The sequence below is a fragment of the Enterobacter cloacae complex sp. BZL2005 genome (genome assembly GCF_049238885.1).
Classification (GTDB): Bacteria; Pseudomonadota; Gammaproteobacteria; order Enterobacterales; family Enterobacteriaceae; genus Enterobacter; species Enterobacter roggenkampii.
On record NZ_JBMKGI010000013.1, the window covers coordinates 94,308 to 120,777 of the forward strand.

Here is a 26,470-nt window from a genome sequence, read left to right on the forward strand (position 1 = left end):
AAAGCGCCACGAAGGGCGCTTTAGTTTTTCCCGGTCTTTGTCTTTCTCTCTATCCCGCTGGTTCACGGGAGGGTTTCCCCCGACATCAGCACCCCTCGTGTCGAGCTGGTTGGGGAGGTTCCGGATTGTGCTGACACTTTAATTCTATGCAAGACCCGTTTTTTCGCCAGCGTCGCTGACCGGTTTTTAGCCGAATTTTTTTCGCGGTGTTGTTCGATTTTCTATAGTTAAAAAGTATGAATAACAGGAGAAAACCATGCTCACGGTACACCACCTTAACCAGTCGCGCTCGCACCGCGTGATCTGGGCGCTGGAAGAACTCGGTCTGCCTTATGAGATCGTTCACTATCAGCGCGAAAAGAACATGCTTGCGCCGGAGGCTCTCAAAAAGGTGCATCCGCTGGGCAAATCGCCGGTCATCGAAGATAACGGGCTGATCCTCGCGGAGTCTGGCGCCATTCTGGAGTATCTGCAGGAAACATACGATGCCGAGTCGCGGCTTAAGCCTTTAGATCCGGCGCATAAGGTGCAGTATCGCTTCTGGCTGCACTACGCGGAAGGATCGCTGATGCCGCTGCTGCTAATGAAGCTGGTCTTCAGCAGTCTCGGCAAGCCGCCGGTGCCGTTTGGTATCCGAACCCTGGGCAAAGCGCTTGGGCAGGGGGTGCAGAAAGCGTACCTTAACCGCCAGCTGGAAACCCATGCGCGCTTTATTGAGTCGCACCTTGCTAAAAACAGCTGGTTTGCCGGGGATTCGCTCAGCATGGCCGACATTCAAATGAGCTTCCCGATCTTTGCCCTGCTGGCGCGCGGCGGTATCGACAACCTGCCGCATAGTCAGGCATGGAAAACGAAAGTTGAAAACAGCCCCGGCTGGCAACGAACCCTGGCACAAGGGGGACCGTTATCCATCCCGGGTGAGGATTGAAATGTAAACAAATTGCGCATAGACGATAACGTTTGCGCATCCTCTGTTTATTTCTTCAGCGTCATAAGGGAATTTTAGCGAAAAACGATAAAGTTCAGTTGAAAAGGGCGGGGATTAGGCTAGATAATCGTTTGCCTTAATTTGACCACCCGTTTGTAAGCGCGGAGCTAAACGTTTGCTTTTTATGTGACGCCCTTTCGTCGCAAACGCAACACAAGGATTTGACGTTTAGCTGGCAGTGGCGTCTCCACCTCGCTTACGGACTTCCTAAAAAACTCTCAGGGGATGTTTTCTATGTCTACGCCATCTGCGCGTACTGGCGGTTCACTTGACGCCATGTTTAAAATTTCGGCCCGCGGCAGCACCGTGCGCCAGGAAATCGTTGCCGGTTTGACAACGTTTCTGGCGATGGTTTATTCCGTCATCGTTGTGCCGGGTATGCTGGGCAAAGCGGGCTTCCCGCCAGCGGCTGTCTTTGTGGCGACCTGCCTTGTGGCCGGCGTGGGCTCTATCGTGATGGGCCTGTGGGCGAACCTGCCGCTGGCGATTGGTTGCGCCATCTCCCTGACCGCGTTTACCGCGTTCAGCCTGGTGCTGGGCCAGCACATCAGCGTACCGGTTGCGCTTGGCGCCGTGTTCCTGATGGGTGTGCTGTTTACCGTTATTTCAGCGACCGGCATCCGTAGCTGGATCTTGCGCAACCTGCCGCAGGGCGTGGCGCACGGTACCGGCATCGGCATCGGCCTGTTCCTGCTGCTGATCGCCGCCAATGGCGTCGGTCTGGTTATCAAGAACCCGCTCGACGGCCTGCCGGTTGCGCTGGGCCACTTCGCCAGCTTCCCGGTGATCATGTCGCTGATCGGCCTGGCGGTGATTATCGGTCTGGAAAAACTGAAAGTCCCGGGCGGCATTCTGCTGACCATTATCGGCGTGTCCATTGTGGGCCTGATTTTCGATCCGAACGTCCACTTCTCCGGCATTTTCGCCATGCCGTCGCTGAGCGATGACAAAGGCAACTCTCTGATTGGCAGCCTGGATATCGTTGGCGCGCTCAACCCGGTGATCCTGCCAAGCGTGCTGGCGCTGGTGATGACCGCCGTGTTTGACGCGACCGGTACCATTCGTGCGGTGGCCGGTCAGGCGAACCTGCTGGATAAAGACGGTCAGATTATTGACGGCGGCAAAGCGCTGACTACGGACTCCCTGAGCAGCGTCTTCTCGGGCCTGGTGGGCGCAGCGCCTGCGGCGGTGTACATCGAGTCCGCAGCGGGTACGGCGGCGGGCGGTAAAACCGGCCTGACGGCGATCACCGTGGGCGTGCTGTTCATGCTGATCCTGTTCCTCTCCCCGCTCTCCTATCTGGTTCCGGCGTACGCGACCGCGCCAGCGCTGATGTACGTTGGCCTGCTGATGCTGAGCAACGTGGCGAAAATCGACTTTGCGGATTTCGTTGACGCGATGTCTGGCCTGATTACCGCGGTCTTCATCGTACTGACCTGTAACATCGTGACCGGCATTATGATCGGCTTCGCGTCGCTGGTGATTGGTCGTCTGGTCTCCGGTGAATGGCGCAAGCTGAACGTTGGCACCGTTGTGATTGCCGTTGCGCTGGTGGCGTTTTACGCGGGCGGCTGGGCAATCTGAGTTGTCCTTTGATGCGAAAACGGGTGGCTCAGGCCGCCCGTTTTTATTTTCAGGACTCATCCTGTTGCCTTTTGCGTTACTCTGGGGAAGATAGAATAAAAGGCACGACGCCTTCCGGAGTACATAAGCAACACAGCAAACAGGGAACGCATGGAAATCTTCTTCACAATACTCATCATGACCCTTGTGGTCTCGCTATCCGGGGTGGTTACACGCGTACTGCCCTTTCAGGTCCCCCTGCCATTAATGCAAATTGCCATCGGCGCGCTGCTGGCGTGGCCAACGTTTGGCCTGCACGTGGAATTTGACCCCGAACTGTTCCTCGTGCTGTTCATCCCGCCACTGCTGTTTGCCGATGGCTGGAAAACGCCCACGCGCGAGTTCCTTGAGCACGGGCGAGAGATCTTCGGCCTGGCGCTTGCGCTGGTGGTGGTCACCGTCGTCGGGATTGGTTTCCTGATCTACTGGACGGTACCGGGTATCCCGTTAATTCCTGCCTTTGCGCTGGCCGCCGTGCTGTCGCCAACCGATGCCGTGGCGCTGTCCGGCATTGTGGGCGAAGGCCGCATTCCGAAGAAAATCATGGGGATTTTACAGGGTGAGGCGCTGATGAATGACGCCTCCGGCCTGGTTGCCCTGAAGTTTGCCGTGGCCGTTGCGATGGGCACGATGGTCTTTACCGTCGGCGGCGCGACGCTGGAGTTCTTTAAGGTAGCCATCGGCGGTATTCTCGCGGGCTTCGTGGTGAGCTGGCTGTACGGCCGCTCATTGCGCTTCCTCAGCCGCTGGGGCGGCGATGAACCCGCGACGCAGATCGTGCTGCTGTTCCTGCTGCCGTTCGCCTCTTATCTGATTGCCGAACATATCGGCGTGTCGGGCATTCTGGCCGCGGTCGCGGCAGGGATGACCATCACCCGCTCCGGCGTGATGCGCCGCGCGCCGCTGGCGATGCGCCTGCGTGCTAACAGCACCTGGGCGATGCTGGAGTTTGTCTTTAACGGCATGGTATTCCTGCTATTGGGCCTGCAGCTGCCGGGCATTATGGAATCCTCGCTGGTGGCGGCGGAGGCCGATCCGAACGTTGAGGTCTGGATGCTGTTTACCGACATCGTGCTGATCTACCTGGCGCTGATGCTGGTGCGTTTCGGCTGGCTGTGGACGATGAAAAACTTCAGCGTCCGCTTCCTGAAGAAAAAACCGATGGAGTTCGGCTCGTGGACAACGCGTGAGCTGCTGATTGCCTCTTTTGCGGGCGTACGCGGGGCGATAACCCTCGCCGGTGTGCTCTCCATTCCGCTGCTGCTGCCGACGGGCGATGTCTTCCCGGCGCGTTACGAACTGGTGTTCCTGGCGGCGGGGGTGATTTTGTTCTCCCTGTTCGTCGGCGTGATTATGCTGCCGATTTTGCTCCAGCATATTGATGTTGGCGATTCGACCCAGCAGCACAAGGAAGAGCGTATTGCGCGTGCGGCCACCGCCGAAGTGGCGATTGTCGCCATCCAGAAAATGGAAGAGCGCCTGGCCGCGGATGCGGAAGAGAACATCGACAATCAGCTGCTGACGGAGGTGAGTTCCCGCGTAATTGGTAACCTGCGTCGCCGCGCGGACGGGCGTAACGATGTGGAAAGCTCGCTGCAGGAGGAGAACCTGGAACGCCGGTTCCGTCTGGCCGCGCTGCGCTCAGAGCGTGCCGAACTGTATCACCTGCGCGCCACGCGCCAGATCAGCAACGAGACGCTGCAAAAGCTGCTGCACGATCTGGACCTGCTGGAAGCGCTGTTGATAGAGAATCAGTAGCGCTGTTTTGCCGGGTGGCGGCTTCGCCTTACCCGGCCTACGGTTCGAACGTAGGCCCGGTAAGCGCAGCGCCACCCGGCACTATTCAGACCGCACCCAAAACCCCTCACAACACTGCAGCCACGCCTGCGCGCTCTGCGACAAATAGACCCCTTCACGCCAGATCATCCCTAACTGCCAGTGCAGATCGCTCTCCAGCGGGATCCAGCGCAGCGTGTTTTTGTCCAGATGCTCGCAAATCGGCTGCGGCAGAATGGCAATCCCCACGCCCGCCTGCACCATCGCGGCCAGGAAATCCCACTGACCGCTGCGCACCGCGATGCGCGGCTTGACGTTATGTTGGTTAAACAGCGTCATTAGCTGGCGGCTAAGAGCGAAGTCTTCGTTGTAGATCAGCAGAGGGTGTTCGCCGAGCAGCTCAGGCTTCACCGCGTCCCTTTTCAGCCAGTCGCCGGAGCGGGGAACCAGCACGCACAGCGGGTGGCTAAAAAGCGGAAGCGTCGCCAGGCCGCTCTCTTCCTCAACGGGGAGGGCGGTCATGGCCACGTCGAGCTCGCCGTTAGTGACGGCCTGCTGGACGGTTAAGCCACCAAACTCCGAAATCTTCAGCTCTACGCCAGGATAGCGCTGGCGAAACAGGCCGATCGGCCCGGCCATCATCATCCCCACCATCGGTGGAATGCCGAGGCGAAGCACCCCTTTGGTCAGATGATTAATATCGTCCAGCTCCGCTTCCAGCTGGCGGAACTCCGCCAGAATGGCCAGCCCGCGTTCGAACACCACGCGTCCGGTGTCGGTCAGCAGCAGCTTGCGCCCGTCGCGGATCAGCAGGGTACAGTTCAGTTCATCTTCGAGGTTTTTCAGCATCTTGCTGATGGTGGGCTGGGTAACAAATAACTTCTCCGCTGCGCGGGTAAAACTTTGCTGGCGAACCACTTCGACAAAATAGCGCAGCGTTCTTATGTCCATGATTATTCCTCGAAACTATACCTGTGATGATTTTAATTCATTTCAGTCCATACCGTGCGCTCACTATACTGGCGCCTCGTCTCATTTTTGAGGAAAACCCCCATGGCCGTGGCGTTAAGCCGTGTTACGCCTGCCGTTGTACAACGACTCCAGGTCCCGGCTCAGGTACTGCTTTACGCGGGACTGTTTGTTTTCGCCGAATATCTTGTCGGCTGGCTCCACCTGCCGCTGCCTGCCAACCTGGTGGGGATGCTGCTGATGTTGACGCTCATCCTCTGTCGCGTGATCCCCCTTAACTGGGTGCGCGCCGGGGCGCGCTGGCTGCTGGCGGAGATGCTGCTGTTCTTTGTGCCTGCCGTGGTGGCGGTGGTGAACTATGCGCAGCTGCTGATGGTGGACGGCTGGCGCATCTTCGCGGTGATTGCGCTGAGTACGCTGATGGTGCTGGGAGCGACCGCCTGGGTGGTGGATAAAGTGTATCGCTTTGAAATCAGCAGGCACAAACATGACTAACTTTCAGATCAGCGTCTTGTGCCTGATCGCGACGCTGGCGATCTACTTTGCCAACAAGCGGCTGTATCGCCGGTTTCATGCGCTGCCGCTGATGCCGCTGGTCTTCACGCCGATCCTGCTGGTGCTGATGCTGGTCTTCGGCCATATCTCCTGGCAGAACTACATTGGTGAATCCCACTGGCTGCTGTGGCTGCTCGGCCCGGCGACCATCGCCTTTGCCGTGCCCGTTTACGACAACCTGGCGATTATCAGGCGCCACTGGATGTCGCTCAGCGCAGGCGTGATCACCGCTACGGTGGTCGCGGTCTGTAGCTCCGTCTGGCTGGCGAGACTGTTTACGCTGCCCGATGAAATTCAGCGCAGCCTGGCCGTGCGCTCGGTGACCACGCCGTTTGCGCTCGCGGCGGCGAAACCCCTCGGCGGACAGCCGGACCTGGTGGCGCTGTTTGTGGTGGTGACGGGCGTCTTTGGGATGGCGGTGGGCGATATGCTCTTTCTGCGGCTTTCTATTCGGGAAGGGATGGCCAAAGGCGCGGGGTTTGGCGCGGCGTCGCACGGCGCGGGCACGGCACGCTCCTATGAGCTGGGCCAGCAGGAGGGCGTTGTCGCGAGCCTGGTGATGATGCTGTCGGGCGTGGTAATGGTGCTGATTGCGCCGCTGGTGGCGTGGGTGATGTTTTAAGCTCCCCGGCCAGAATGGCCGGGGAGAAAGGTTTAGTGCGCGCGGCCCTGCTCAACGCCAAGACCGGTTTGTGAACGAATAAACTGGGCGCGGAATTTCTCGCGCTCCAGGTTACCTTCCGGCGAATTGTCGGTAGCCGAGAAGACCCAGATACCGATAAACGCCACGGCAATGGAGAACAGCGCCGGATATTCATACGGGAAGATGGCGCTGGCGTGACCGAGGATCTGCACCCAAATCGTTGGGCCCAGAATCATCAGGATCACCGCCGTCAGCAGCCCCAGCCAGCCGCCAATCATCGCGCCACGGGTGGTCAGCTTCGACCAGTACATGGAGAGCAGGATGATCGGGAAGTTACAGCTTGCCGCGATGGAGAAGGCCAGCCCCACCATAAAGGCGATATTTTGCTTCTCGAACAGAATGCCCAGCAGGATCGCCACAACGCCCAGCACCAGCACGGTGATTTTGGAGACCTTCAGCTCATCGCGCTCGCTCGCGCCTTTGCGGAAGACGTTGGCGTAGAGGTCATGCGAGACCGCCGACGCGCCGGCCAGCGTTAAACCCGCAACCACCGCAAGAATGGTGGCGAAGGCCACGGCGGAGATAAAGCCGAGGAACAGGTTGCCGCCCACCGCGTCGGCCAGATGCACCGCCGCCATGTTATTGCCGCCAATCAGCGCGCCCGCCGCGTCTTTAAACGCCGGGTTCGCCCCTACCAGCATGATCGCGCCAAAGCCGATGATAAAGGTCAGGATATAGAAGTAGCCCATGAAGCCGGTCGCGTAGAAGACGCTCTTGCGCGCTTCACGCGCGTCGCTCACGGTGAAGAAGCGCATCAGGATATGCGGTAAGCCTGCGGTACCAAACATCAGGCCCAGACCGAGCGACAGGGCCGATATCGGGTCTTTCACCAGCCCGCCCGGGCTCATGATGGCTTCCCCTTTCGGGTGGACCGCCATGGCTTCAGTGAACAGGTTATTGAAGCTGAACCCGACGTGCTTCATCACCATAAAGGCCATAAAGCTGGCGCCGAACAGCAGCAGCACGGCTTTGATGATCTGCACCCAGGTCGTCGCCAGCATGCCGCCGAACAGAACGTACATCACCATCAGCACGCCCACCAGCACCACCGCGATGTGGTAGTTCAGGCCGAACAGCAGTTGGATCAGTTTACCCGCGCCCACCATCTGCGCAATCAGGTACAGCGCCACCACCACCAGCGAACCGCAGGCGGAGAGGGTGCGAATCGGTCCCTGCTTCAGGCGATACGAGGCCACGTCGGCGAAGGTGTAGCGGCCCAGATTGCGCAGGCGCTCGGCAATCAGGAACAGAATGATCGGCCAGCCGACGAGGAAGCCGAGGGAGTAAATCAGGCCGTCATAGCCGGAGGTGTAGACCAGCGCGGAGATCCCGAGGAACGAGGCGGCGGACATAAAGTCACCCGCAATCGCCAGCCCGTTCTGGAAGCCGGTAATGTTGCCGCCTGCGGTGTAGTAATCGTTACGGGAGCGCACGCGTTTCGACGCCCAGTAAGTGATATACAGCGTCAGCACCACGAAAATCAGGAACATCACAATCGCCTGCCAGTTGGTTGGCTGGCGCTGTACCTCGCCGGTAATCGCATCTGCCGCGTGGGCGGCAAAGGGAAGCGTGGCGGCGAGCGCCGTCAGAATTCTCTTCATGATGCTTTTACCTCTTGCAGTACCGCTTTATTAAGGCGATCGAATTCACCGTTCGCGCGCCAGACGTAGACGCCGGTCAGCACAAATGAAATCACGATGACGCCAATGCCAATGGGAATACCGCGCGTCACGCTGGTGCCCTCGTGCAGCGGGGTGCCCAGCCAGTGCGGCGCAAAGGCGATCAGCAGAATAAAGCCGACATAGATAATCAGCATGATGATGGAAAGGGTGAAGGCAAACCGTTGCCGCTTATCGACGAGCTCCCTGTAGTGCGCACTATTCTCTATCTGCTGACAAATATGGTCATTCATCACAGAGTCTCCAAAGGTAAGGTTGGTTTGTTTTTATCCCCTCTCCCCTATGGGGAGAGGGTGAGGGGAGAGGGAGAAAACACTAGGAAGGCATTGCGATGGCCTGCTTCTCTTCGAGCAGTTTTTCCACCACGCCAGGATCTGCGAGCGTTGAGGTATCACCGAGGTTGCTGGTGTCCCCTGCCGCGATTTTGCGCAAGATACGGCGCATGATTTTGCCGGAGCGGGTTTTCGGCAGCGAGTCGGTCCAGTGCAGCACGTCCGGCGTTGCCAGCGGGCCAATCTCTTTACGCACCCAGTTGCGCACCTCAGCATAGAGCTCTGGCGACGGCTCTTCCCCGTGGTTCAGGGTGACGTAAGCGTAAATTGCCTGGCCCTTGATGTTGTGCGGAATGCCGACAACGGCGGCTTCGGCAATCTTCGGATGCGACACCAGCGCCGATTCAATCTCCGCGGTGCCCAGACGGTGGCCGGAGACGTTCAGCACGTCGTCCACGCGTCCGGTGATCCAGTAATAACCGTCTTCATCACGACGCGCGCCGTCACCGCTGAAGTACATGTTTTTAAAGGTCGAGAAGTAGGTCTGCTCGAAGCGATCGTGATCGCCGAACAGGGTACGCGCCTGACCCGGCCACGAGTCCGTGATCACCAGGTTGCCTTCGGTGGCCCCTTCCAGCGGGTTGCCTTCGTTATCCACCAGCGCAGGCTGTACGCCGAAGAACGGACGGGTTGCCGAGCCCGCTTTCAGCTGCGTGGCGCCCGGCATCGGGGTGATCATAAAGCCGCCGGTTTCGGTCTGCCACCAGGTGTCCATGACCGGGCATTTCTCGTTGCCGATTTTCTTCCAGTACCACTCCCAGGCTTCCGGGTTGATTGGCTCACCCACGGAACCGAGGATGCGCAATGAAGAGCGGTCGGTGCCTTCGATGGCTTTGTCGCCTTCCGCCATTAACGCGCGGATGGCCGTTGGTGCGGTGTAGAGAATGTTGACCTGATGTTTGTCGACCACCTGGCACATGCGCGCCGGGGTCGGCCAGTTCGGCACGCCTTCAAACATCAGCGTTGTTGCGCCACAGGCCAGCGGACCGTACAGCAGGTAGCTGTGCCCGGTGACCCAGCCCACGTCAGCGGTACACCAGTAGATGTCGCCCGGGTGGTAGTCGAAGACGTATTTGAAGGTAGTGGCCGCGTAGACCAGATAACCGCCGGTGGTGTGCAGCACGCCTTTCGGTTTGCCGGTTGAGCCAGAGGTATAAAGAATGAAGAGCGGATCTTCCGCATTCATCTCTTCCGGCTGATGCTGGTCGCTCGCCTTTTCAATCAGATCGCTCCACCACAGGTCGCGCCCCTCGTGCCAGTCGATTTTGCCGCCGGTACGCTTAAGGACGATGACGTTGCTGACCGTGTTGACGTTCGGGTTTTTCAGCGCTTCGTCGACGTTTTTTTTCAGGGGGATACTGCGTCCTGCGCGCACGCCTTCATCGGCGGTGATCACCAGTTTTGAGCTTGAATCGACAATACGACCCGCAACCGCCTCTGGCGAGAACCCACCGAAAATAACGGAATGAATCGCGCCGATACGCGCACAGGCCAGCATGGCCACCGCCGCTTCCGGCACCATCGGCATATAGATAGCGACCACGTCGCCTTTTTTAATGCCTTTATCCAGCAGGACGTTGGCAAAGCGGCACACGTCGCGGTGCAGTTCTTTATAGGTAATGTGTTTGCTCTGCGAGGCATCATCGCCTTCCCAGATAATCGCCGTCTCGTTCCCGCGCGCGGCAAGGTGACGGTCCAGACAGTTTGCCGCCAGGTTCAGCGTGCCATCTTCATACCATTTAATGGAGACGTTACCGGGCGCAAAGGAGGTGTTCTTTACCTTCTGATAAGGTTTGATCCAGTCAAGGATATGGCCCTGCTCACCCCAGAAGGTGTCCGGGGCGGTGATAGATTGCTGATATTTCTCGTGGTACTGCTCCGGGTTGATCAGGCAACGGTCCGCAATGTTTGCGGGAATGTCATGTTTGTGTATTTGGCTCATGGCTTTTTTTCTCCTTGTAAGATGTTAATAATATGTCGCAAAAACGTTAATAGTAGGGACTTTACAAGCTTTGTTTATTATTTGGGCGACAGATCACGCATTGTTTGAACAGGTTGAAAAATGAGCGAATGAAACTTTGAAGGAAAATAATTTATGCTGACGATTATTCACATTTATGTTTAAAAAAGGTTTTTTATAACAAAAGGTTATTTATTAGAATCAGGAGAAACTCCCGTCACAGACGCTTTTACGAGTGAAATGCGTCGTTCTTTAAGGCTTGCGCAACAGGCCGCGCAAATGATACTCATACGCCGCGTTAAAAAATCCCATAAATCGACGCAACACAATTCATACCCTTTCAGTATGTCCCCATATTCATGCAGTTTAAGTGAATAAGGCGCTTCATTGAGGAAGTCAGTTTCTATGAAAAACGTTAAAGTCAGCCTGGCCTGGCAGATCTTAATCGCCCTTGTGCTGGGCATCCTGCTGGGCAGTTACCTCCACTATCACAGCGACAGCCGCGACTGGCTGATTGCGAACCTGCTTTCACCGGCAGGGGATATCTTTATTCACCTGATCAAGATGATCGTAGTACCGATTGTGATCTCGACGCTGGTGGTGGGTATTGCAGGCGTCGGCGATGCGAAGCAGTTAGGCCGTATTGGTGCGAAAACCATTATCTATTTCGAAGTGATCACTACGGTTGCGATCATTCTCGGCATCACCCTGGCGAACGTTTTCCAGCCGGGTTCCGGGATTGATATGTCGCAGCTGGCGACGGTGGATATTTCGAAATACCAAAGTACGACCGCTGACGTGCAAAGCCATGCACACGGCCTGATGGGCACGATCCTTTCTCTGGTACCGACCAACATCGTGGCGTCGATGGCGAAGGGCGAGATGCTGCCTATTATCTTCTTCTCGGTCCTGTTTGGTCTGGGGCTCTCTTCACTGCCCGCGACGCACCGCGAACCGCTGGTGACCGTGTTCCGCTCGATCTCCGAAACCATGTTTAAAGTGACCCACATGGTGATGCGTTACGCGCCGGTAGGGGTGTTTGCGCTTATCGCCGTCACCGTGGCGAACTTCGGTTTTGCCTCCCTCTGGCCGCTGGCGAAGCTGGTGCTCCTGGTGCACTTTGCCATCCTGTTCTTTGCGCTGGTGGTGCTGGGAATTGTGGCGCGTCTGTGTGGGCTGAGCATCTGGATCCTGATTCGTATCCTCAAAGATGAGCTGATTCTGGCCTACTCCACGGCAAGCTCTGAGAGCGTGCTGCCGCGTATTATTGAGAAGATGGAAGCCTACGGCGCGCCAGCGTCGATCACCAGCTTCGTGGTGCCGACGGGTTACTCCTTTAACCTGGATGGTTCCACGCTGTATCAGAGTATCGCCGCTATCTTTATTGCCCAGCTGTACGGCATTGACCTGTCGCTGTGGCAGGAGATCGTCCTGGTGCTGACCCTGATGGTGACGTCTAAAGGTATCGCAGGCGTACCGGGCGTTTCGTTCGTGGTACTGCTGGCGACGCTGGGCAGCGTAGGCATTCCGCTGGAAGGCCTGGCCTTTATCGCGGGTGTGGACCGTATCCTCGACATGGCGCGTACGGCGCTGAACGTGGTGGGGAATGCGCTGGCGGTGCTGGTTATCGCCAAGTGGGAACACAAATTCGACCGTAAAAAGGCGCTGGCGTATGAACGCGAGGTGCTGGGTCGTTTTGATAAGACGGCTGACCAGTGATGTAAAAGCCGGGTGGCGGCTTCGCCTTACCCGGCCTACACAAGCCGTAGGCCCGGTAAGCGCAGCGCCACCGGGCAATGGTTTACTCCCCGCTCAACGCATCAAACTCTTCGCACCCCGTATCAAACCCTTCCGTACAGCTCAGGTTTAACCAGTACAGCGCTTTCTGTTTATTGGGCGTGATAAAGCCTTTCTCACCCTGCCTGAACAACATCCCAGCCCAGTACTCGGCGTAGCCGGTGCGCGAAAGGGCTGAACTCCGCTTGAACCACGAGGCGGCCTGCACGTCATCCTGCGCTACCTCGACGCCGTTGGCATAAATCAGCCCCAGCAGCAGCTGTGCATCGACCGCAGAGTCGCTGTCGATATCTTCGGTTGCCGTGTGCAGCAGTCTGATGGCCTGGGGATAGTCCGTTTTTCCCGCCTGAGTATTCACCAGAATGCGCGCCAGCATGATCGCGCCGCGTTTGCTGCCAGCAATGTTTGCCTGTTGGGCCAGGGCTTTGGCCTGTGAGTAATCGCCCTGCGTAAAGAGGATTTGCGAGAGCAACCCCATGGCGTCGACATCGCCGCCTTTCGCGGCTTTCTCGGCCCACAGCGCGGCCTGCTTGCTGTCGCCGGAGCTGAAGTACGTATCGGCAAGATAATACTGGGCACGCGCATCACCGGCTTCCGCCTGTTTCCGATACTGGCTGCCTATCTCATCGGCGCGGGCGAAGGATGTTAAAAACACTAACAACAGAAAAATGGCTTTCATGGATTCTTATCATCTGGGTACACGCCGCGCAGTATAATCGCGGGCGCAAAAGAAAAAAATGGGTGCATTAAGACCTCAGCATCCTACAAGCCGGGCGGAACCGTTGTTCCGCCCGTAGAGGTTAGCCTGGGTTGCAGGCTAATTTAGCCGCCACCTCCTGATGCTCACTCTTTATTGAAAACTCGCAGAGCCTGCCGCGAGTAATAAAGGTAAAGATCACTATCGTCAGGCAAACAATAACGACGATGCCTAACGCAGTTTTTAATGGCGTCATGCCTTTTACTCCTTGTCAAAAAAAGAATAAGAGGCTACTCTCAACTTGTTGGAGTTGAGGGAGTAGCCTCGGGTAAATGAAAATTTCCCGGGGCTTTCTACTTTCTGTCCCTCAACAATGCTCAAGACAGAAAGTCTTAAGCACCCGCCGAATATCTTATCCCTCTGAATTAAAATGCAAAGATGTAATTCTTTTTCGCGAAAATTACATTATTTCTGCGAGCCGTTTTCCAGAATATTAATTGATATTATTGATGGGTTACTCGGAAATAAAAAGGGAGTGAATATTTCACTCCCTTTATTCATCGATGAATTAACGGCTTCAACCCATTGCGCTTTCGCGCAGTCGGGCTTTCAGCTTGTTATATTCGTCGATCACGTACTGTTCCGCCGCGTGCTGATCCGCAATCGGCTCAACGTTGACGGCGCAGTATTTATATTCCGGCGTTTTGGTTATCGGGCTTAAGTTCTCGGTCACCAGCTCGTTGCAGGCACCAATCCACCACTGGTAGGTCATATAGACCGCCCCTTTGTTTGGACGATCGCTGACCTGCGCACGAGTAATGATCCGCCCTTTGCGCGAGTTCACCCACACCAGCGCTTCATCCTCAATACCGAGCCGTTCCGCATCGGCGGTGTTGATCTGCGCGTAGCCGGGCTCGTCCGCCAGCGCGGCCAGCGCGGCGCAGTTTCCGGTCATCGAGCGGCAGGAGTAGTGGCCCACTTCACGTACGGTGGAGAGCACCATTGGATACTCATCGGTGAGTTTATCAATGGGCGCGACCCAGTCGCAGGTGAAGAACTGCGCCAGCCCGTTCGGGGTGTCGAATTTCTCCTTAAAAAGATAGGACGTCCCCTGATCGGCCTCCGACTCGTCCCGGCACGGCCACTGGATGTAGCCCAGCTCACCCATTTTTTCATAGGTGGCGCCGTAGAAGTCCGGACACAGGCTGCGCAACTCATCCCAGATCTCCTGGGTGTTGTTGTAGTGCATCGGGTAGCCCATGCGGGTGGCGATTTCACTGATGATCTGCCAGTCCGTTTTCAGATCCCACTTCGGCTCGACCGCCTTGAAGAAGCGCTGGAATCCGCGGTCGGCCGCCGTGTAGACGCCTTCATGCTCGCCCCAGGAGGTCGACGGTAAAATGACATCCGCCGCCGCCGCGGTTTTGGTCATGAAGATATCCTGGACAATCACAAGTTCCAGATCCTCAAACCCTTTACGCACTGCAGAAAGCTCGGCGTCGGTCTGAAGCGGATCTTCACCCATGATATAGGCCGCACGCACTTCGCCATGCGCCGCGCGGTGCGGCAGCTCGCTGATGCGATACCCGGTATGTTCCGGCAGGCTTTCCACGCCCCACGCCTTCGCGAACTTGGCGCGGTTTTCCGGGAACTTCACGTACTGGTAGCCCGGATAAGTATCCGGCAGCGCGCCCATATCGCAGGCGCCCTGCACGTTATTCTGACCACGCACCGGGTTCACGCCAACGTGCGCTTTACCCAGATTACCGGTCAGCATCGCAAGGCTGGTGAGCGAGCGCACGGTTTCCACGCCCTGGTAGAACTGGGTCACGCCCATACCCCAGAGAATGGCGGCGGTTTTTGCCCCGGCATACATTCTGGCCGCCTGACGAATCGCCTGCGCGCTGACGCCGGTTATCGCTTCGACGGATTCAGGCGTATAGCCCTCGACTATTTTCTTATACTCTTCAAAGCCTTCTGTACGGGTCGCGACAAACGCCTGGTCGTACAGGTTCTCCTCAATAATGACGTGCCCCATTGCGTTCAACAGCGCGATGTTTGAGCCGTTTTTCAATGCAATGTGCATATCCGCAATGCGCGCGGTTTCAATTTTGCGCGGATCGCAGACGATGATTTTCGCCCCATTCTGTTTAGCGCGAATAACGTGGTTCGCGACGATAGGGTGAGAATCCGCCGGGTTATAACCAAAGATGAAGACGAGATCGGTATTATCTATCTCGTTGATGGCATTACTCATTGCGCCGTTACCGACCGACTGGTGCAGACCTGCAACCGATGGGCCGTGTCAGACGCGAGCGCAGCAGTCGACGTTATTGGTACCAATAACGGCGCGCGCGAATTTTTGCATCACATAGTTGGTTTCATTTCCCGTCCCGCGGGAAGAGCCGGTGGTCTGAATCGCATCCGGGCCATACTTGGCCTTAATGGCACTCAGGCGCGTGGCGACATAATCCAGCGCCTCGTTCCAGGAGACGGCTTCCAGCTTGCCGCCGCGCTCGCGGCGGATCATAGGGGTTTTCAGGCGCGGGGTAAGGATTTGGGTATCGTTAATAAAATCCCAGCCGTAGTACCCTTTCAGGCACAGCGTGCCCTGGTTGGTTTTCCCCTGCGCGGCCTCCGCCCGGACGATTTTGCCGTTATCGACCACCAGGTGGATCTTGCAACCTGAGGCACAATAAGGGCAAACCGTGACGACTTTTTTCATCAGTCTGCTCCAGTTAATCGAATCGTTCGCACCCACTATGCAGCTTCTATGCCATGTTTTTTGTATGGGTATCCCCTGACTTTACGGCCCATCCGGGGTGAAAACCCTGACAAAAAGCAGTCAATCGTCAAAATTGACGTGTCGACAGGGCAGCGGATGTGACATGGGTTGAATTTCCGTCACTGAAAAAACCTTTTGACTGGAGCCGACGGCAGAATAGTTCAGACTTAACATAATCCCCTGACGGAAGCATACGATGAAACCGGCGATTCTGGTGGTTGATGACGATACGGCAGTCTGCGAACTGCTTCAGGACGTGCTGAGCGAGCACGTCTTTAGCGTGCTTTTCTGCCATAACGGCCAGCATGCGCTGCGCCAGGTTCAGCAGGAGCCGAATATCGCGCTTGTGCTGCTGGATATGATGCTGCCGGATATCAACGGCCTGCAGGTTCTGCTGCAGCTGCAAAAGCAGCGTCCGGCGCTACCGGTTGTGATGTTAACCGGCCTGGGCAGTGAGTCAGACGTGGTGGTGGGGCTGGAGATGGGGGCCGACGATTATATTGGCAAACCGTTCAACCCGCGCGTGGTGGTCGCCCGGGTGAAAGCGGTGTTGCGCCGAACGGGCGCGCTGGCGGCAGAAGCCTCCGCAGCGCCCGTCGCGGGCATTGCGTTTAACGGATGGACGCTTGATACCACCCGCTGTGAGCTGATTGATCCGCAGCGTAATACCGTGCCCTTAACCCAGGGCGAGTACGGCCTGCTGCTGGCGCTCACGCAAAATGCCCGCCGGGTGCTGAGCCGCGATCGGCTGCTTGAGCTGACCCACAGCGAAAGCGCCGACGTGTTCGACCGCACGATTGACGTGCTGATCATGCGCCTGCGCCGGAAAATAGAGGCTAACCCGCATCAGCCTGCGCTCATCAAAACCATCCGCGGGTTGGGTTACGTGTTTGCCACTGACGTGAGCCGGCCCGAACAGGCGGCATAAGGCTTACGTTATCGCCGGAACAATGATGGCGGCAAAAATCGCGATGATGCACAAATACTTGAGGGCGTAATAGGCCTTACGGTTCCTTTTTTTCAGACGCTGCCCCCGCTCGCGACCTGCATGAACGTATTTAAAAATGCGGTTAATGCCGCCGGTGCTGTCATTCTCGTCATTCGGTGACCTGGCCGCAGACATCAGCGTGGTTCCCACCCAATGGTTAACCGCCTGCGCCCAGCGCCATTTCATCGGACGCTCGATATCGCAGAAGAGAATAATGCGCGTTTGATCCGATTTATTTTCTGCCCAGTGGACGTAGGTCTCATCAAAAATAACGGCTTCACCATCCCGCCAGCTGTGGCGCTGCCCGTCGACTTCAATAAAGCAGCGATCGTCATTCGGGGTGAATAAGCCCAGATGGTAACGAACCGAGCCCGCATACGGATCCCGGTGCTTGCCAAGCTTTGCACCCGCCGGCAGCTCGGCAAACATGGCCGCCTTCACCGAAGGGATTTCACTCACCAGCCGGGACGTCACCGGGCATAAAGACTGCGCGGAGGGATGGGCATCGGCATACCACTTCAGATAAAAACGTTTCCAGCCGCGTTTAAAAAAGGTGTTAAAGCCAGCGTCGTTATTATTTTCCGCTGCCTTAATATGATGTTGCAAACGCAGCGCCTCTTCGCGAATAACCAGCCAGTTTTCCGTCAGCTTATTTAATTCCGGGAAGCGCTCTGTTTCAAAGAAAGGCTGCCTGGCGGGCAGGGAAGAAAACGCCGTCATAAACATATTGATGGGCGCCATAAACGTCGAATGGTCGAAGAGCTGACGGGAAAGCGTCTGTTTTTCTTTGCCGCGGGAATGCGCATAAATAACGCTGATAATGAAAATACCGATGATGATGACTGCGAACATTTTTCCCTTGTCCTCTTTCTATCTCATTTCGGAAAAGCGTGCGGACAGAGTGCTGCCCACGCCGAATATGCCAGATGGAGAGAGTGTAGTTCGGGAATATAAAATTCATAGATCTGTAATGAAAAATCGCAATTATTGTTAAATTAAATGCTCTCGCGAATAAACGCCTGCAGCTCGGCCAGCGTTTTTGCGCCGTCAATCGCATTGGCGGCCAGCAGGCTTGCCCGCGCGCAGGCGTGCGCCAGATAAATACTCTCTGTTAGCGGGAGCGATTCATGGCAGCCGTATAAAAAGCCCGCGCAAAAGGCATCGCCCGCGCCGACGCTGCCGATAATCTCTTCCTGCTCCAGCATCCATGACGGGATCCAGCGACCCGCTTCACCGCGAGCTTCTCCCCATGCGCCTTCCGGACAGTGGATCACCACCCGCTGGCGTACGCCGGCCGCCAGCAACTGCGCCGCGGCGTCCGCGATATGCGCAATGTGCGGGGCGTCGTTTTCGTCACGCATTGTCAGGCCGCTAAACTCACCGGCCTCCAGCTCGTTAATCACCAGATAGTCGAGATGGCGAAGGGCAGGGAGCACCAGCGGCTGATAGCGCGGGTCGCCCTTGCGGGAAACCAGATCGAGCGAGGTTTCATACCCCTGGTCACGCATCTGCGCCAGCAGCCGCGCGCTGCGGGTGCCGAACTCGTCATCGGGCATATCCAGGCTGTCGAGCAGAAGGAGATAGCCGAGATGGAAGATCTTCATCGATCCGTCTAAGCGATCGAAAGCAGGAAGATCCAGCAGGCGGTTGGCCCCCGGCGAGTGGAAAAAGGTGCGCTGTCCGCTGGGGTCGGTCATCACCTGCGACATGGAGGTTGGCGCAAAGGTGGTGCGCTGTACGCGCTGGCGGTTGACGTGGTACTGGTCGAGCATCGCCAGAATGTAGTCCCCGTCGCCGTCTTCGCCAATCAGCCCCACCGCCTGCAGCGGCAGGCCAACGTGCATTTTTGCCAGCGTCAGCAGGACGTTGAGCGGCGCGCCGCCGGTTGAGCGTTCGCTATGGGTGATTTCCGCCAGCCAGCCGCGCTCCGGCCACTGCACGATCTGGTGGACGTGGTCCACCAGCATATTGCCTGCGGCGATGATGCCTTTGCGTTCCATCATGCCTGCCCCGCGCTGCCGAAGATGCGCATCTGTTCGGCGACCGTATCGGTAATCGCTTCTTCAATGCCGAGCAGCAGTTCGGCAAACTCGTCGTACAGCGGCTGGCGGTTCGCCATGCGCTGCTCCACGGCGGCGAGCGCGGCCTGCGACATGCCGGTATAGAAATTGATTTTATGAATGCCCAGCTCGATGGCGCGGCGGAAGTCGGCATCGCTAATCCCGGAGCCGCCGTGTAAAACCAGCGGCAGCCCCGTCTGCTGACGAATGGCGTCCAGACGCGGGAAATCGAGCTTCGGCTCGCCTTTATACTTGCCGTGTGCGTTGCCGATGGCGACGGCCAGCGCGTCGATGCCGGTTGAATCAACAAATTCGCGCGCCAGCTGCGGATCGGTGAAGAAGGCTTCATCCGCATGTCCGTAAAGCGCGCCCCCTTCATCCCCCCCGACCGCGCCCAGCTCTGCCTCCACGGAGACGCCCACCGCATGGCACATCTTCACCACTTCTCGCGTCTGGCGAACATTTTCCTCATAGCTCAGCGTAGAGCCATCGAACATCACGGAGCTGAACCCTAAGCGCAGGGCGCGCACGACGGCGTCATAATGCAGGCCGTGGTCGAGGTTGAGCACCACGGGAATAGCGTGGCGAGCGGCCTCGAACTTCACCGCTTCGACAAGGGAATCCAGCGACACGTACTTAAAATGCACTTCCGCGATGTTGATGATAAACGGCGAGCGTTCCTGCTTTGCGGCGGCGAATAGCGCGCGCAGGAAGTGGGAGTCGAGCACGTTAAACGCGCCCAGCGCATAGCGGTGTTGTCTGGCGTGCGCAAGACCGTCGGCAAGAGAAATCAATGGCATCATTCACCCCTTATATCCGAAACAGGTTGTACTCGTTGCACAGCACCAGCAGCGCCGGTTCGTCTTCTTCGATGTTGTTATAGCGGGCAACGGGCTGCAAAAAGTGGTTGTCGTGTTCATCGTCATTAACCGAGGAGACTTCGCCCACCAGCACGTCGCCGAAGCCGCGTTCGCCCCAGAAACTGTGGTAAAGAGTGGGCGTCAGGCAGATGCTTTCCCCTGGCGTGAGGCGCAGCTGGCTGCCGGGGGCGTGTGTCTGGCGGCAGCCGTCGACGGTGACGGTCACGTCGGTGTTTTCCGTCTCTTCATGCGCTCCGGCATTCCATAACTCAATGATCAGATTCCCGCCGCCCCGGTTGATGATGTCTTCGCGCTTGCGCCAGTGAAAATGCATCGGCGTCACCTGGCCGTCGCGCACGTGCATGATTTTTTCGGCATAGCTTTTTTCATAAGGCACGCCGTTGGCCGAGCCGTTGCGCAGGGTGAATAGCGTCAGGCCTTCAGCGGCAAAGTTGTTGCCGCCGAACGCCGTCACGTCCCAGCCGAGCTTGAGGTCGAACACTTCCTGCCATGCGGCCTGGTCAAGCTGCTGCCATTTCGTTGGCGCAAAGCTGGCAAAAGGCGGGAGATGAACGTCGTGCATGGAGAAAAACTGCCGCGTGTGGCCGAGGATTTCATTGATGTCGGAGCGTTTCATGGGGACTCCTTGAAAACAGTTCCCTCTCCCTGCGGGAGAGGGAAAAGGATCATTTAACCGTCCAACCCTTATAGGTACCGACGTTCTTTTTATCGATCATCGTCACCGGGATCAGCACGGGCGCTTTCGGCGCGGGTTTGCCCTGGAGAATGTCATAGCCAATCTCCACCGCTTTTGCCGCCATGACCTGCGGATCCTGCGCCGGGGTCGCCACAAACAGGGAGTTTTCGCGCTTCAGCGCTTCCTCACCGTCCGGAGAACCATCCACGCCGACGATAAAGAACTCGTTGCGCTGCGCCTGTTTCGCGGCCAGATCGGCGCCGATCGCGGTCGGATCGTTAATCGCAAACACGCCGTCGATCTTCGGATTGGCCGCCAGCAGGGAGGTCATGACTTCCAGACCGCCTTCACGACTGCCCTTGGCGTTCTGGTTATCCGAGAGCACCTTGATATCCGGATGTTTTTTGAACTCCGTCTGGCACCCTTCTACGCGGTTTTGTACCGCAGAGACCGGCGGTCCGTTGATGATCACCACGTTGCCTTTCCCTTTCAGGCGGTCGGTAATGTACTTACAGGCCATCTCACCCGCCTGGGTGTTATCGGAGGTGATGGTGGCATCAGCCCCTTCCGCCGCCACGTCAACCGCCACGACCACGATCCCCGCGTCCTTCGCGCGCTTCACCGCCGGGCCGATCCCTTTGGAATCCGCGGCGTTGAGGATGATCATGTCCACTTTCGCGGCAATGAAGTTGTCGATCTGCGCCACCTGCTGGCCCAGATCGTACCCGCTGGAGACCAGCGTCACCTTGACGTTATCGCCCGCCAGCTTGCGCGCTTCCAGCTCGGCACCTTTGGTGATCTGCACGAAGAACGGGTTAGCCAGGTCGCCCACCGTCACGCCAATGGACTTCAGATCTTTCGCCTGCGCAAACGGCGTTGCGGCAAGCAGCGCGCCAGCACAGAGCGCGGTCACTAAGGGTTTCAAACGCATCTTGTCTTCCTCACTCGTAGGGTATTGTTGTTATGCACTTTGATGGTGTCGGGTACGGTATTTGTCGATCAGCACCGCAATGATGATCACCGCCCCTTTGATCACCAGCTGCCAGAAGTAGGAGACGCCCATCAGCGTCATGCCGTTGTTGAGGGTGGCGATGATCAAGGCACCGACCAGCGTGCCGGTGATCGTGCCGATCCCGCCGACGAAGCTGGTGCCGCCGAGGATCACCGCCGCAATTGCATCCAGCTCGTAACCCGTGCCGAGGTTGCCGTTGGCACTGTACAGGCGTGAGGCGCTCATGACGCCGCCGAGGCCGGAGAGCAGGCCGCTCATGCCGTAGACAAACAGCAGCACCAGCCAGACCTTAATGCCCGTTAAGCGCGCCGCCTGCATGTTGCCGCCCACGGCGTAGATGTGAACGCCGAGCGTGGTGCGGCGCAGGATGAACCAGCACACCACAATGACCGCCAGGGCGATCGCCACCAGCCAGGGGATCGGGCCGAGGTAGTTATTGCCGATCCACTCGAAGTTGATGTTGGAGTTAATGACCGTCGTGCCGTCGGCCAGCAGATAGGCCGCGCCGCGCAGCGCCGTATAGGTGCCGAGCGTGACGATGAAGGGGGGCAGTCCGGCAAAGGCCACCAGTGCGCCGTTGAACAGGCCCAGCACCATGCCGAGCATCAGCGCGGCCGGAATGGACAGCCCGGCGAATTCGGGAATGAGCGACACCACCATCGCCGCCACCGCCGTGGTGCCGAGAATCGACCCCATCGAGAGGTCAATCCCGCCGGTGAGGATAATAAAGGTCATTCCCGCCGCCAGCACGATGTTGATCGACGCCTGACGGGTGATGTTGAGCAGGTTGCTCTCAGTGAAGAAGTTGGGCGCAATAAAGCCAAAAACCGCCACAATCAGGATCAGAATCGGCAAAATACCGACCGTTTGCATCAGATCGCTCATCAGCATTTTTTTGGCGGAGGCGGATTTCGCCACCTGCTGCGGTTGGGTTGGAGTTGTCATGATTGCACCGCCTGATGATGAGTGTCGTTCACGCCGGTTGCCAGCGTCATAATGTTTTCCTGAGAGATGTCACGCCCGTGAAGCTCGCCCGCGATGCTGCCTTCCCGCATCACGTAAACCCGGTCGCTCATGCCCACCACTTCCGGCAGCTCGCTGGAGATCATCAGGATCGCCACGCCTTTGCGCGCCATCTGGTTCATGATGCGGTAGATCTCGCTTTTTGCGCCGACGTCCACGCCGCGCGTGGGTTCGTCCAGAATCAGAATGCGCGGGCCGATGGCGACCCAGCGGGAGATGAGCAGTTTTTGCTGGTTGCCGCCGGAAAGACCGCCTGCGCGCACCTGCGAATGGGGCACGCGGATATTGAGCAGGGCAATGGCGTCATCGGAAATGGACTGGGCTTTTTTGCGGTTCAGCCAGCCGAAGGTGGCGTCGCGCTCCAGCGTCGCCATAGTGATGTTCTCCTGCGCCGCCAGCTCCAGAAACAGCCCCTGCTCCTTGCGGTTCTCGGTGAGAAAACCGATGCCGTTTTCGATGGCCGCGCGCGGGGAGTGGATCACCACCGGCTCGCCGTCGACCTCAATCATGCCGCCCGTGGCTTTACGCACGCCGAAGATAAGCTGTGCCAGCTCGGAACGTCCGGCCCCCACCAGTCCTGCCAGCCCGACGATTTCGCCGGAACGCACCTGCAGGCTGCACGGCTGTACTTTTTTACCGTCGGTGAGGTGGTGGACGTTGAGACGCGGGCTGCCGAGGGGAATATCACGCTCCTTGTTGAACAGGTCGCTTAGCGGGCGGCCCACCATCATCTTCACCAGTTCCGACGCGTTCAGCTTGTCGCGCGTCAGGCTCCCGACGTATTGCCCGTCGCGCAGAACGCTGACGCGGTCAGAGAGTTCATAGACCTCCGCCATGCGGTGGCTGATATAGATGATCGCCATCCCTTCATCGCGCAGGCGCAAAATCAGTTCAAACAGGCGATGGGTTTCGCGGGAGGAGAGGGCGGCGGTGGGTTCATCCATCACCAGAATGCGGCTGTTGCGGTGCAGCGCGCGAGCAATTTCCACCTGCTGCTGTTCGGCGATGGTGAGCTTCATCACCAGATCGGTGGCGCTAAACTGCGCGCCGAGGCGGTCAATCACCGCCTGCGCCTGGGCGGCCATCTCCTTGCGCTGGACCAGCCCGCCGCGCGACAGCTCGCTGCCGAGGAAGATATTTTCGGCTACGGTCAAATTGGGCGCGAGCTGCATCTCCTGGTAAATCAGCGTGATGCCTGCGGCCAGCGCATCCTTCGGCCCTTTGATGTGAAACGGCTGGCCGTCGATCAGGATCTCGCCGCCGGTGGCGGTATAGGCGCCCGCAAGGATTTTCATCAGCGTGCTTTTGCCTGCGCCGTTTTCACCCATCAGCGCGTGGATCTCACCGGCAAAGACCGTCAAATCCACACCCTTGAGCGCGTGGAAACTGCCAAACGTTTTGGCAATGCTGCGCATCTCTAATACCGGGGTTCTGCTCATGGCGGATCTCCTGTGAATGCCGATTTCTGCACTTCATCACAGGTGCGTAAATGCAAAATGTCAGAAGCTGTTCATATTTGTCATAGTTATGAATAGCTAATCGCCATCACATTTTCCTTTTCCCTCTCCCTGTGGGAGAGGGCCAGGGTGAGGGCACCAAACCGCACAGGAGCCCAACCCCATGCCATCACGCCCCCCGTTCTTCGCCAGCGCCCGAGGCCGCCTGCTGATTTTCAATCTGCTGGTGGTCGCCGTGACGCTGATGGTGAGCGGCGTGGCGGTGCTCGGCTTCCGCCACGCCAGCCAAATCCAGGAGCAGGTCCAGCAGCAAACGCTGGACGACATGACCGGCAGCATGAACCTGGCCCGCGACACCGCCAGCGTGGCAACGGCGGCGGTGCGGCTCTCGCAGGTGGTAGGGGCGCTCGAGTACAAAGGTGAAGCCGATCGCCTGAAGCAGACGCAAATGGCCCTGCGCCGCTCGCTGGAGCAGCTTGCGGAGGCGCCGCTGGCGCAGCAGGAGCCGGCGCTGGTGGCGCGTATTATTCAACGAAGCAATGAGCTCCAGCAGAGCGTGACGGAGATGCTGGAGCGCGGACAGCGACGCCATCTGGAGCGTAACGCGCTGCTGAGCTCGCTGTACCAAAGCCAGAGCTACCTGCGCCATCTGCAGGACATCAACCGCCGTTATGACAGTAACGTACCGGATGCGCAGCAGCTGATGGAGATGGACCGGCTAATCGCCGCCGCCATCGATACCCCTTCGCCGCGCGCAACCGTTCAGCAACTGGACGCGGTGGCCGCAACGCTGCCCCGGAGTGCCGCACAGCCGGTTGTGAAGGCGGTTCTGCCTGATTTTAATGCCGAGCTAGGTCAGCTCGCCCCGCTGTCGAAGCAGCTGGAGGAGAGCGATCTGGCGATAAGCTGGTACATGTTCCACATCAAGGCGCTGGTGGCGATCCTCAACAGCGATATCAATCAATACGTTGAGCAGGTGGCGCAGGCCTCCCGGCTTCGCACCGCCCAGAGCCATCACGAACTGCAATCCATCAGCGTGTGTATCACCATTTTCGCCGTGCTGGCGCTGATCATCACCGGGTGTGCCTGCTGGTATATCTACCGCCATCTGGCCTCCAATCTGACGGCCATTTCCCGGGCGATGTCACGCCTTGCTCACGGCGAACAGGATGTTTCCGTTCCCGCGCTGCAGCGGCGTGATGAGCTGGGTGAACTGGCGCGCGCGTTTAACGTTTTTGCCCGCAACACCGCCTCGCTTGAGCACACCACGCGTCTGCTGAAAGAAAAAACCACGCAGATGGAGATCGACCGCATTGAGCGTCAGGGGCTGGAAGAGGCACTCCTGCACAGCCAGAAAATGAAGGCCGTCGGACAGCTTACGGGCGGGCTGGCGCATGATTTTAATAACCTGCTGGCGGTGATCATCGGCAGCCTTGAGCTGACCGACCCCGAATCAAACGACGCGCCGCGCATTACCCGGGCGCTGAAGGCGGCCGAGCGTGGCGCCTTGCTGACCCAGCGCCTGCTGGCGTTTTCCCGCAAGCAATCCCTGACCCCGCATGCGGTAGAGATGCAGCCGCTGCTGGAGAACCTCCGGGAACTGCTGCGTCACTCCCTCCCTGCCACCCTGACCCTGGAGATCGAAGCGCAATCCCCGGCATGGCCCGCCTGGATAGACGTTAGCCAGCTGGAAAACGCCATCATAAACCTGGTGATGAACGCGCGCGATGCAATGGAAGGGCAAAGCGGGGTGATAAAAATCCGCACCTGGAATCAGCGCGTCACCCGCAGCGACGGGCGCAGGCAGGATATGGTGGCGCTGGAGGTCATTGACCGCGGCTGCGGGATGTCTCAGGAGGTGAAATCCCGCGTCTTTGAGCCGTTCTTCACCACCAAACAGACCGGGAGCGGGAGCGGGTTAGGCCTGTCGATGGTCTACGGCTTTGTCCGCCAGTCCGGCGGCCGCGTGGAGATCGAGAGCGCGCCGGGGCAGGGGACGACCGTCCGGCTTCACCTTCCGCGATCGACGCTACCCGTAGTTCCTGAAGATGAAACGCTCTCTGCCACCGCCTCGGTCGATAACGAGCGGCTGGTACTGGTGCTGGAAGATGAAGCCGATGTCCGTCAGACCTTGTGCGAGCAGCTGCACCAGCTTGGCTACCTGACGCTCGAAGCGGAAAACGGCGAGCAGGCGCTGAGCATGCTGGCGGCGTCGCCGGATATTGGTATGTTTATCAGCGACCTGATGTTGCCCGGAAGCCTGAGCGGGGCCGAGGTGATTAGTCATGTGCGCAGCCACTATCCGCAGCTTCCGGTGCTGCTGATCAGCGGACAGGATTTACGGCCCACGCATAATCCTCAGCTGCCGGACGTTCAGCTACTGCGCAAGCCGTTTACGCGGGTGCAGCTGGCGCAGGCGCTGCGGAAAGTATGTTTTTAAATGCCCCTGTTTAGGATTTCATCAAGAGCAACGTTGACGCCGGTGATGTTAATCTGCGCAAAATTTAGC

General features: G+C 58.1%; 22 protein-coding genes. 8 read left to right on the forward strand and 14 right to left on the reverse strand.

The features are described from left to right. Nucleotides 1-256 precede the first annotated feature (256 nt). The 3 genes from ACOTXI_RS19045 (at nucleotide 257) to ACOTXI_RS19055 (ending at nucleotide 4,369) form a co-directional block, all read left to right on the forward strand. On the forward strand, nucleotides 257-928 hold the full coding sequence (locus ACOTXI_RS19045; protein ID WP_008503389.1) for a glutathione S-transferase family protein: 672 nt from the start codon (nucleotides 257-259) through the stop codon (nucleotides 926-928). A 294-nt stretch (nucleotides 929-1,222) separates the two neighbouring features. Next, the gene (gene ghxP, locus ACOTXI_RS19050) at nucleotides 1,223-2,572 is read left to right on the forward strand and encodes a guanine/hypoxanthine transporter GhxP (RefSeq protein ID WP_008503390.1); all 1,350 of its coding nucleotides are present in this window, start codon (nucleotides 1,223-1,225) and stop codon (nucleotides 2,570-2,572) included. Nucleotides 2,573-2,722: 150 nt separating this feature from the next. Continuing rightward, entirely contained in the window at nucleotides 2,723-4,369 is a 1,647-nt protein-coding gene (locus tag ACOTXI_RS19055; protein ID WP_008503391.1) for a Na+/H+ antiporter, read from the forward strand. 81 nt (nucleotides 4,370-4,450) lie between these two features. Here the strand turns inward: ACOTXI_RS19055 and ACOTXI_RS19060 are convergent, their stop codons facing one another. After that, nucleotides 4,451-5,338 carry a LysR family transcriptional regulator gene (locus ACOTXI_RS19060; protein ID WP_008503392.1) on the reverse strand — a complete coding sequence of 296 codons (888 nt, stop codon included), beginning with the start codon at nucleotides 5,336-5,338 and terminating at the stop codon, nucleotides 4,451-4,453. Nucleotides 5,339-5,440: 102 nt separating this feature from the next. On the opposite strand from ACOTXI_RS19060, the gene ACOTXI_RS19065 reads away from it, so the two are divergent. After that, nucleotides 5,441-5,851 carry a CidA/LrgA family protein gene (locus ACOTXI_RS19065; RefSeq protein WP_008503393.1) on the forward strand — a complete coding sequence of 137 codons (411 nt, stop codon included), beginning with the start codon at nucleotides 5,441-5,443 and terminating at the stop codon, nucleotides 5,849-5,851. After that, nucleotides 5,844-6,533 (forward strand): LrgB family protein, encoded by a 690-nt coding sequence (locus tag ACOTXI_RS19070; RefSeq protein ID WP_008503394.1) that lies wholly within the window; start codon nucleotides 5,844-5,846, stop codon nucleotides 6,531-6,533. The genes ACOTXI_RS19065 and ACOTXI_RS19070 overlap by 8 nt, the downstream gene beginning before the upstream one ends. Before the next feature lie 32 nt (nucleotides 6,534-6,565). On the opposite strand, the gene actP is transcribed toward ACOTXI_RS19070, so the two are convergent. From actP to acs, 3 genes are all read right to left on the reverse strand, one after another. Continuing rightward, nucleotides 6,566-8,215 (reverse strand): cation/acetate symporter ActP, encoded by a 1,650-nt coding sequence (actP, locus tag ACOTXI_RS19075; RefSeq protein WP_008503395.1) that lies wholly within the window; start codon nucleotides 8,213-8,215, stop codon nucleotides 6,566-6,568. Next, nucleotides 8,212-8,526 (reverse strand): DUF485 domain-containing protein, encoded by a 315-nt coding sequence (locus tag ACOTXI_RS19080; RefSeq protein ID WP_008503396.1) that lies wholly within the window; start codon nucleotides 8,524-8,526, stop codon nucleotides 8,212-8,214. The genes actP and ACOTXI_RS19080 overlap by 4 nt, the downstream gene beginning before the upstream one ends. Before the next feature lie 82 nt (nucleotides 8,527-8,608). Continuing rightward, on the reverse strand, nucleotides 8,609-10,567 hold the full coding sequence (gene acs / locus ACOTXI_RS19085) for an acetate--CoA ligase (protein WP_008503397.1): 1,959 nt from the start codon (nucleotides 10,565-10,567) through the stop codon (nucleotides 8,609-8,611). A 423-nt stretch (nucleotides 10,568-10,990) separates the two neighbouring features. Here acs and gltP point away from each other — a divergent pair, with 423 nt between their 5' ends. After that, nucleotides 10,991-12,304 (forward strand): glutamate/aspartate:proton symporter GltP, encoded by a 1,314-nt coding sequence (gene gltP / locus ACOTXI_RS19090; protein ID WP_008503398.1) that lies wholly within the window; start codon nucleotides 10,991-10,993, stop codon nucleotides 12,302-12,304. A gap of 82 nt (nucleotides 12,305-12,386) precedes the next feature. On the opposite strand, the gene ACOTXI_RS19095 is transcribed toward gltP, so the two are convergent. The 3 genes from ACOTXI_RS19095 to fdhF all read right to left on the reverse strand — a co-directional run bounded on the left by ACOTXI_RS19095 (nucleotide 12,387) and on the right by fdhF (nucleotide 15,804). After that, a complete protein-coding gene (locus tag ACOTXI_RS19095) occupies nucleotides 12,387-13,061 on the reverse strand; it encodes a tetratricopeptide repeat protein (RefSeq protein ID WP_008500036.1) in 675 nt (224 codons plus the stop codon). Nucleotides 13,062-13,182: 121 nt separating this feature from the next. After that, on the reverse strand, nucleotides 13,183-13,335 hold the full coding sequence (locus ACOTXI_RS19100) for a Hok/Gef family protein (RefSeq protein ID WP_045335172.1): 153 nt from the start codon (nucleotides 13,333-13,335) through the stop codon (nucleotides 13,183-13,185). A 321-nt stretch (nucleotides 13,336-13,656) separates the two neighbouring features. Beyond that, nucleotides 13,657-15,804, reverse strand: coding sequence for a formate dehydrogenase subunit alpha (fdhF, locus tag ACOTXI_RS19105; protein ID WP_082087749.1), 2,148 nt, complete (start codon nucleotides 15,802-15,804; stop codon nucleotides 13,657-13,659). A gap of 256 nt (nucleotides 15,805-16,060) precedes the next feature. Between fdhF and ACOTXI_RS19110 the strand changes: the two genes are divergently transcribed. Next, on the forward strand, nucleotides 16,061-16,792 hold the full coding sequence (locus ACOTXI_RS19110; RefSeq protein WP_058654191.1) for a response regulator: 732 nt from the start codon (nucleotides 16,061-16,063) through the stop codon (nucleotides 16,790-16,792). A gap of 3 nt (nucleotides 16,793-16,795) precedes the next feature. Here the strand turns inward: ACOTXI_RS19110 and lpxO are convergent, their stop codons facing one another. The 7 genes from lpxO to ACOTXI_RS19145 form a co-directional block, all read right to left on the reverse strand. After that, a complete protein-coding gene (gene lpxO, locus ACOTXI_RS19115) occupies nucleotides 16,796-17,704 on the reverse strand; it encodes a lipid A hydroxylase LpxO (RefSeq protein ID WP_058654190.1) in 909 nt (302 codons plus the stop codon). 143 nt (nucleotides 17,705-17,847) lie between these two features. Beyond that, the gene (locus ACOTXI_RS19120; protein WP_032655361.1) at nucleotides 17,848-18,852 is read right to left on the reverse strand and encodes a carbohydrate kinase family protein; all 1,005 of its coding nucleotides are present in this window, start codon (nucleotides 18,850-18,852) and stop codon (nucleotides 17,848-17,850) included. Continuing rightward, nucleotides 18,852-19,712 carry a ketose 1,6-bisphosphate aldolase gene (locus ACOTXI_RS19125; RefSeq protein WP_025912336.1) on the reverse strand — a complete coding sequence of 287 codons (861 nt, stop codon included), beginning with the start codon at nucleotides 19,710-19,712 and terminating at the stop codon, nucleotides 18,852-18,854. Before ACOTXI_RS19125 ends, ACOTXI_RS19120 begins: the two co-directional genes overlap by 1 nt. Nucleotides 19,713-19,722: 10 nt before the next feature. After that, nucleotides 19,723-20,409, reverse strand: coding sequence for a D-lyxose/D-mannose family sugar isomerase (locus ACOTXI_RS19130; protein ID WP_058654189.1), 687 nt, complete (start codon nucleotides 20,407-20,409; stop codon nucleotides 19,723-19,725). Between the two features lie 49 nt (nucleotides 20,410-20,458). Then, nucleotides 20,459-21,400 (reverse strand): ABC transporter substrate-binding protein, encoded by a 942-nt coding sequence (locus ACOTXI_RS19135; protein ID WP_021242935.1) that lies wholly within the window; start codon nucleotides 21,398-21,400, stop codon nucleotides 20,459-20,461. A gap of 30 nt (nucleotides 21,401-21,430) precedes the next feature. Beyond that, nucleotides 21,431-22,426 (reverse strand): ABC transporter permease subunit, encoded by a 996-nt coding sequence (locus ACOTXI_RS19140; protein WP_421633957.1) that lies wholly within the window; start codon nucleotides 22,424-22,426, stop codon nucleotides 21,431-21,433. Then, nucleotides 22,423-23,943 carry a sugar ABC transporter ATP-binding protein gene (locus tag ACOTXI_RS19145; protein ID WP_021242933.1) on the reverse strand — a complete coding sequence of 507 codons (1,521 nt, stop codon included), beginning with the start codon at nucleotides 23,941-23,943 and terminating at the stop codon, nucleotides 22,423-22,425. The genes ACOTXI_RS19140 and ACOTXI_RS19145 overlap by 4 nt, the downstream gene beginning before the upstream one ends. Nucleotides 23,944-24,124: 181 nt before the next feature. On the opposite strand from ACOTXI_RS19145, the gene ACOTXI_RS19150 reads away from it, so the two are divergent. Next, complete coding sequence (locus ACOTXI_RS19150) at nucleotides 24,125-26,401, forward strand: ATP-binding protein (RefSeq protein ID WP_058654188.1); 2,277 nt, start codon at nucleotides 24,125-24,127, stop codon at nucleotides 26,399-26,401. Nucleotides 26,402-26,470 lie beyond the last annotated feature (69 nt).

Bases quoted from the DNA above. Each gene is read 5' to 3' on its own strand.
- ACOTXI_RS19110 (WP_058654191.1), top strand. From the start codon at position 16,061: ATGAAACCGGCGATTCTGGTGGTTGATGACGATACGGCAGTCTGCGAA.
- lpxO (WP_058654190.1), bottom strand. From the start codon at position 17,704: ATGTTCGCAGTCATCATCATCGGTATTTTCATTATCAGCGTTATTTAT.
- ACOTXI_RS19045 (WP_008503389.1), top strand. From the start codon at position 257: ATGCTCACGGTACACCACCTTAACCAGTCGCGCTCGCACCGCGTGATC.
- ACOTXI_RS19125 (WP_025912336.1), bottom strand. From the start codon at position 19,712: ATGCCATTGATTTCTCTTGCCGACGGTCTTGCGCACGCCAGACAACAC.
- actP (WP_008503395.1), bottom strand. From the start codon at position 8,215: ATGAAGAGAATTCTGACGGCGCTCGCCGCCACGCTTCCCTTTGCCGCC.
- ACOTXI_RS19120 (WP_032655361.1), bottom strand. From the start codon at position 18,852: ATGGAACGCAAAGGCATCATCGCCGCAGGCAATATGCTGGTGGACCAC.
- ACOTXI_RS19135 (WP_021242935.1), bottom strand. From the start codon at position 21,400: ATGCGTTTGAAACCCTTAGTGACCGCGCTCTGTGCTGGCGCGCTGCTT.
- ACOTXI_RS19055 (WP_008503391.1), top strand. From the start codon at position 2,723: ATGGAAATCTTCTTCACAATACTCATCATGACCCTTGTGGTCTCGCTA.
- ACOTXI_RS19070 (WP_008503394.1), top strand. From the start codon at position 5,844: ATGACTAACTTTCAGATCAGCGTCTTGTGCCTGATCGCGACGCTGGCG.
- ACOTXI_RS19130 (WP_058654189.1), bottom strand. From the start codon at position 20,409: ATGAAACGCTCCGACATCAATGAAATCCTCGGCCACACGCGGCAGTTT.
- gltP (WP_008503398.1), top strand. From the start codon at position 10,991: ATGAAAAACGTTAAAGTCAGCCTGGCCTGGCAGATCTTAATCGCCCTT.
- ghxP (WP_008503390.1), top strand. From the start codon at position 1,223: ATGTCTACGCCATCTGCGCGTACTGGCGGTTCACTTGACGCCATGTTT.
- acs (WP_008503397.1), bottom strand. From the start codon at position 10,567: ATGAGCCAAATACACAAACATGACATTCCCGCAAACATTGCGGACCGT.
- ACOTXI_RS19100 (WP_045335172.1), bottom strand. From the start codon at position 13,335: ATGACGCCATTAAAAACTGCGTTAGGCATCGTCGTTATTGTTTGCCTG.
- ACOTXI_RS19140 (WP_421633957.1), bottom strand. From the start codon at position 22,426: ATGACAACTCCAACCCAACCGCAGCAGGTGGCGAAATCCGCCTCCGCC.
- ACOTXI_RS19080 (WP_008503396.1), bottom strand. From the start codon at position 8,526: ATGAATGACCATATTTGTCAGCAGATAGAGAATAGTGCGCACTACAGG.
- ACOTXI_RS19145 (WP_021242933.1), bottom strand. From the start codon at position 23,943: ATGAGCAGAACCCCGGTATTAGAGATGCGCAGCATTGCCAAAACGTTT.
- ACOTXI_RS19065 (WP_008503393.1), top strand. From the start codon at position 5,441: ATGGCCGTGGCGTTAAGCCGTGTTACGCCTGCCGTTGTACAACGACTC.
- ACOTXI_RS19095 (WP_008500036.1), bottom strand. From the start codon at position 13,061: ATGAAAGCCATTTTTCTGTTGTTAGTGTTTTTAACATCCTTCGCCCGC.
- ACOTXI_RS19150 (WP_058654188.1), top strand. From the start codon at position 24,125: ATGCCATCACGCCCCCCGTTCTTCGCCAGCGCCCGAGGCCGCCTGCTG.
- ACOTXI_RS19060 (WP_008503392.1), bottom strand. From the start codon at position 5,338: ATGGACATAAGAACGCTGCGCTATTTTGTCGAAGTGGTTCGCCAGCAA.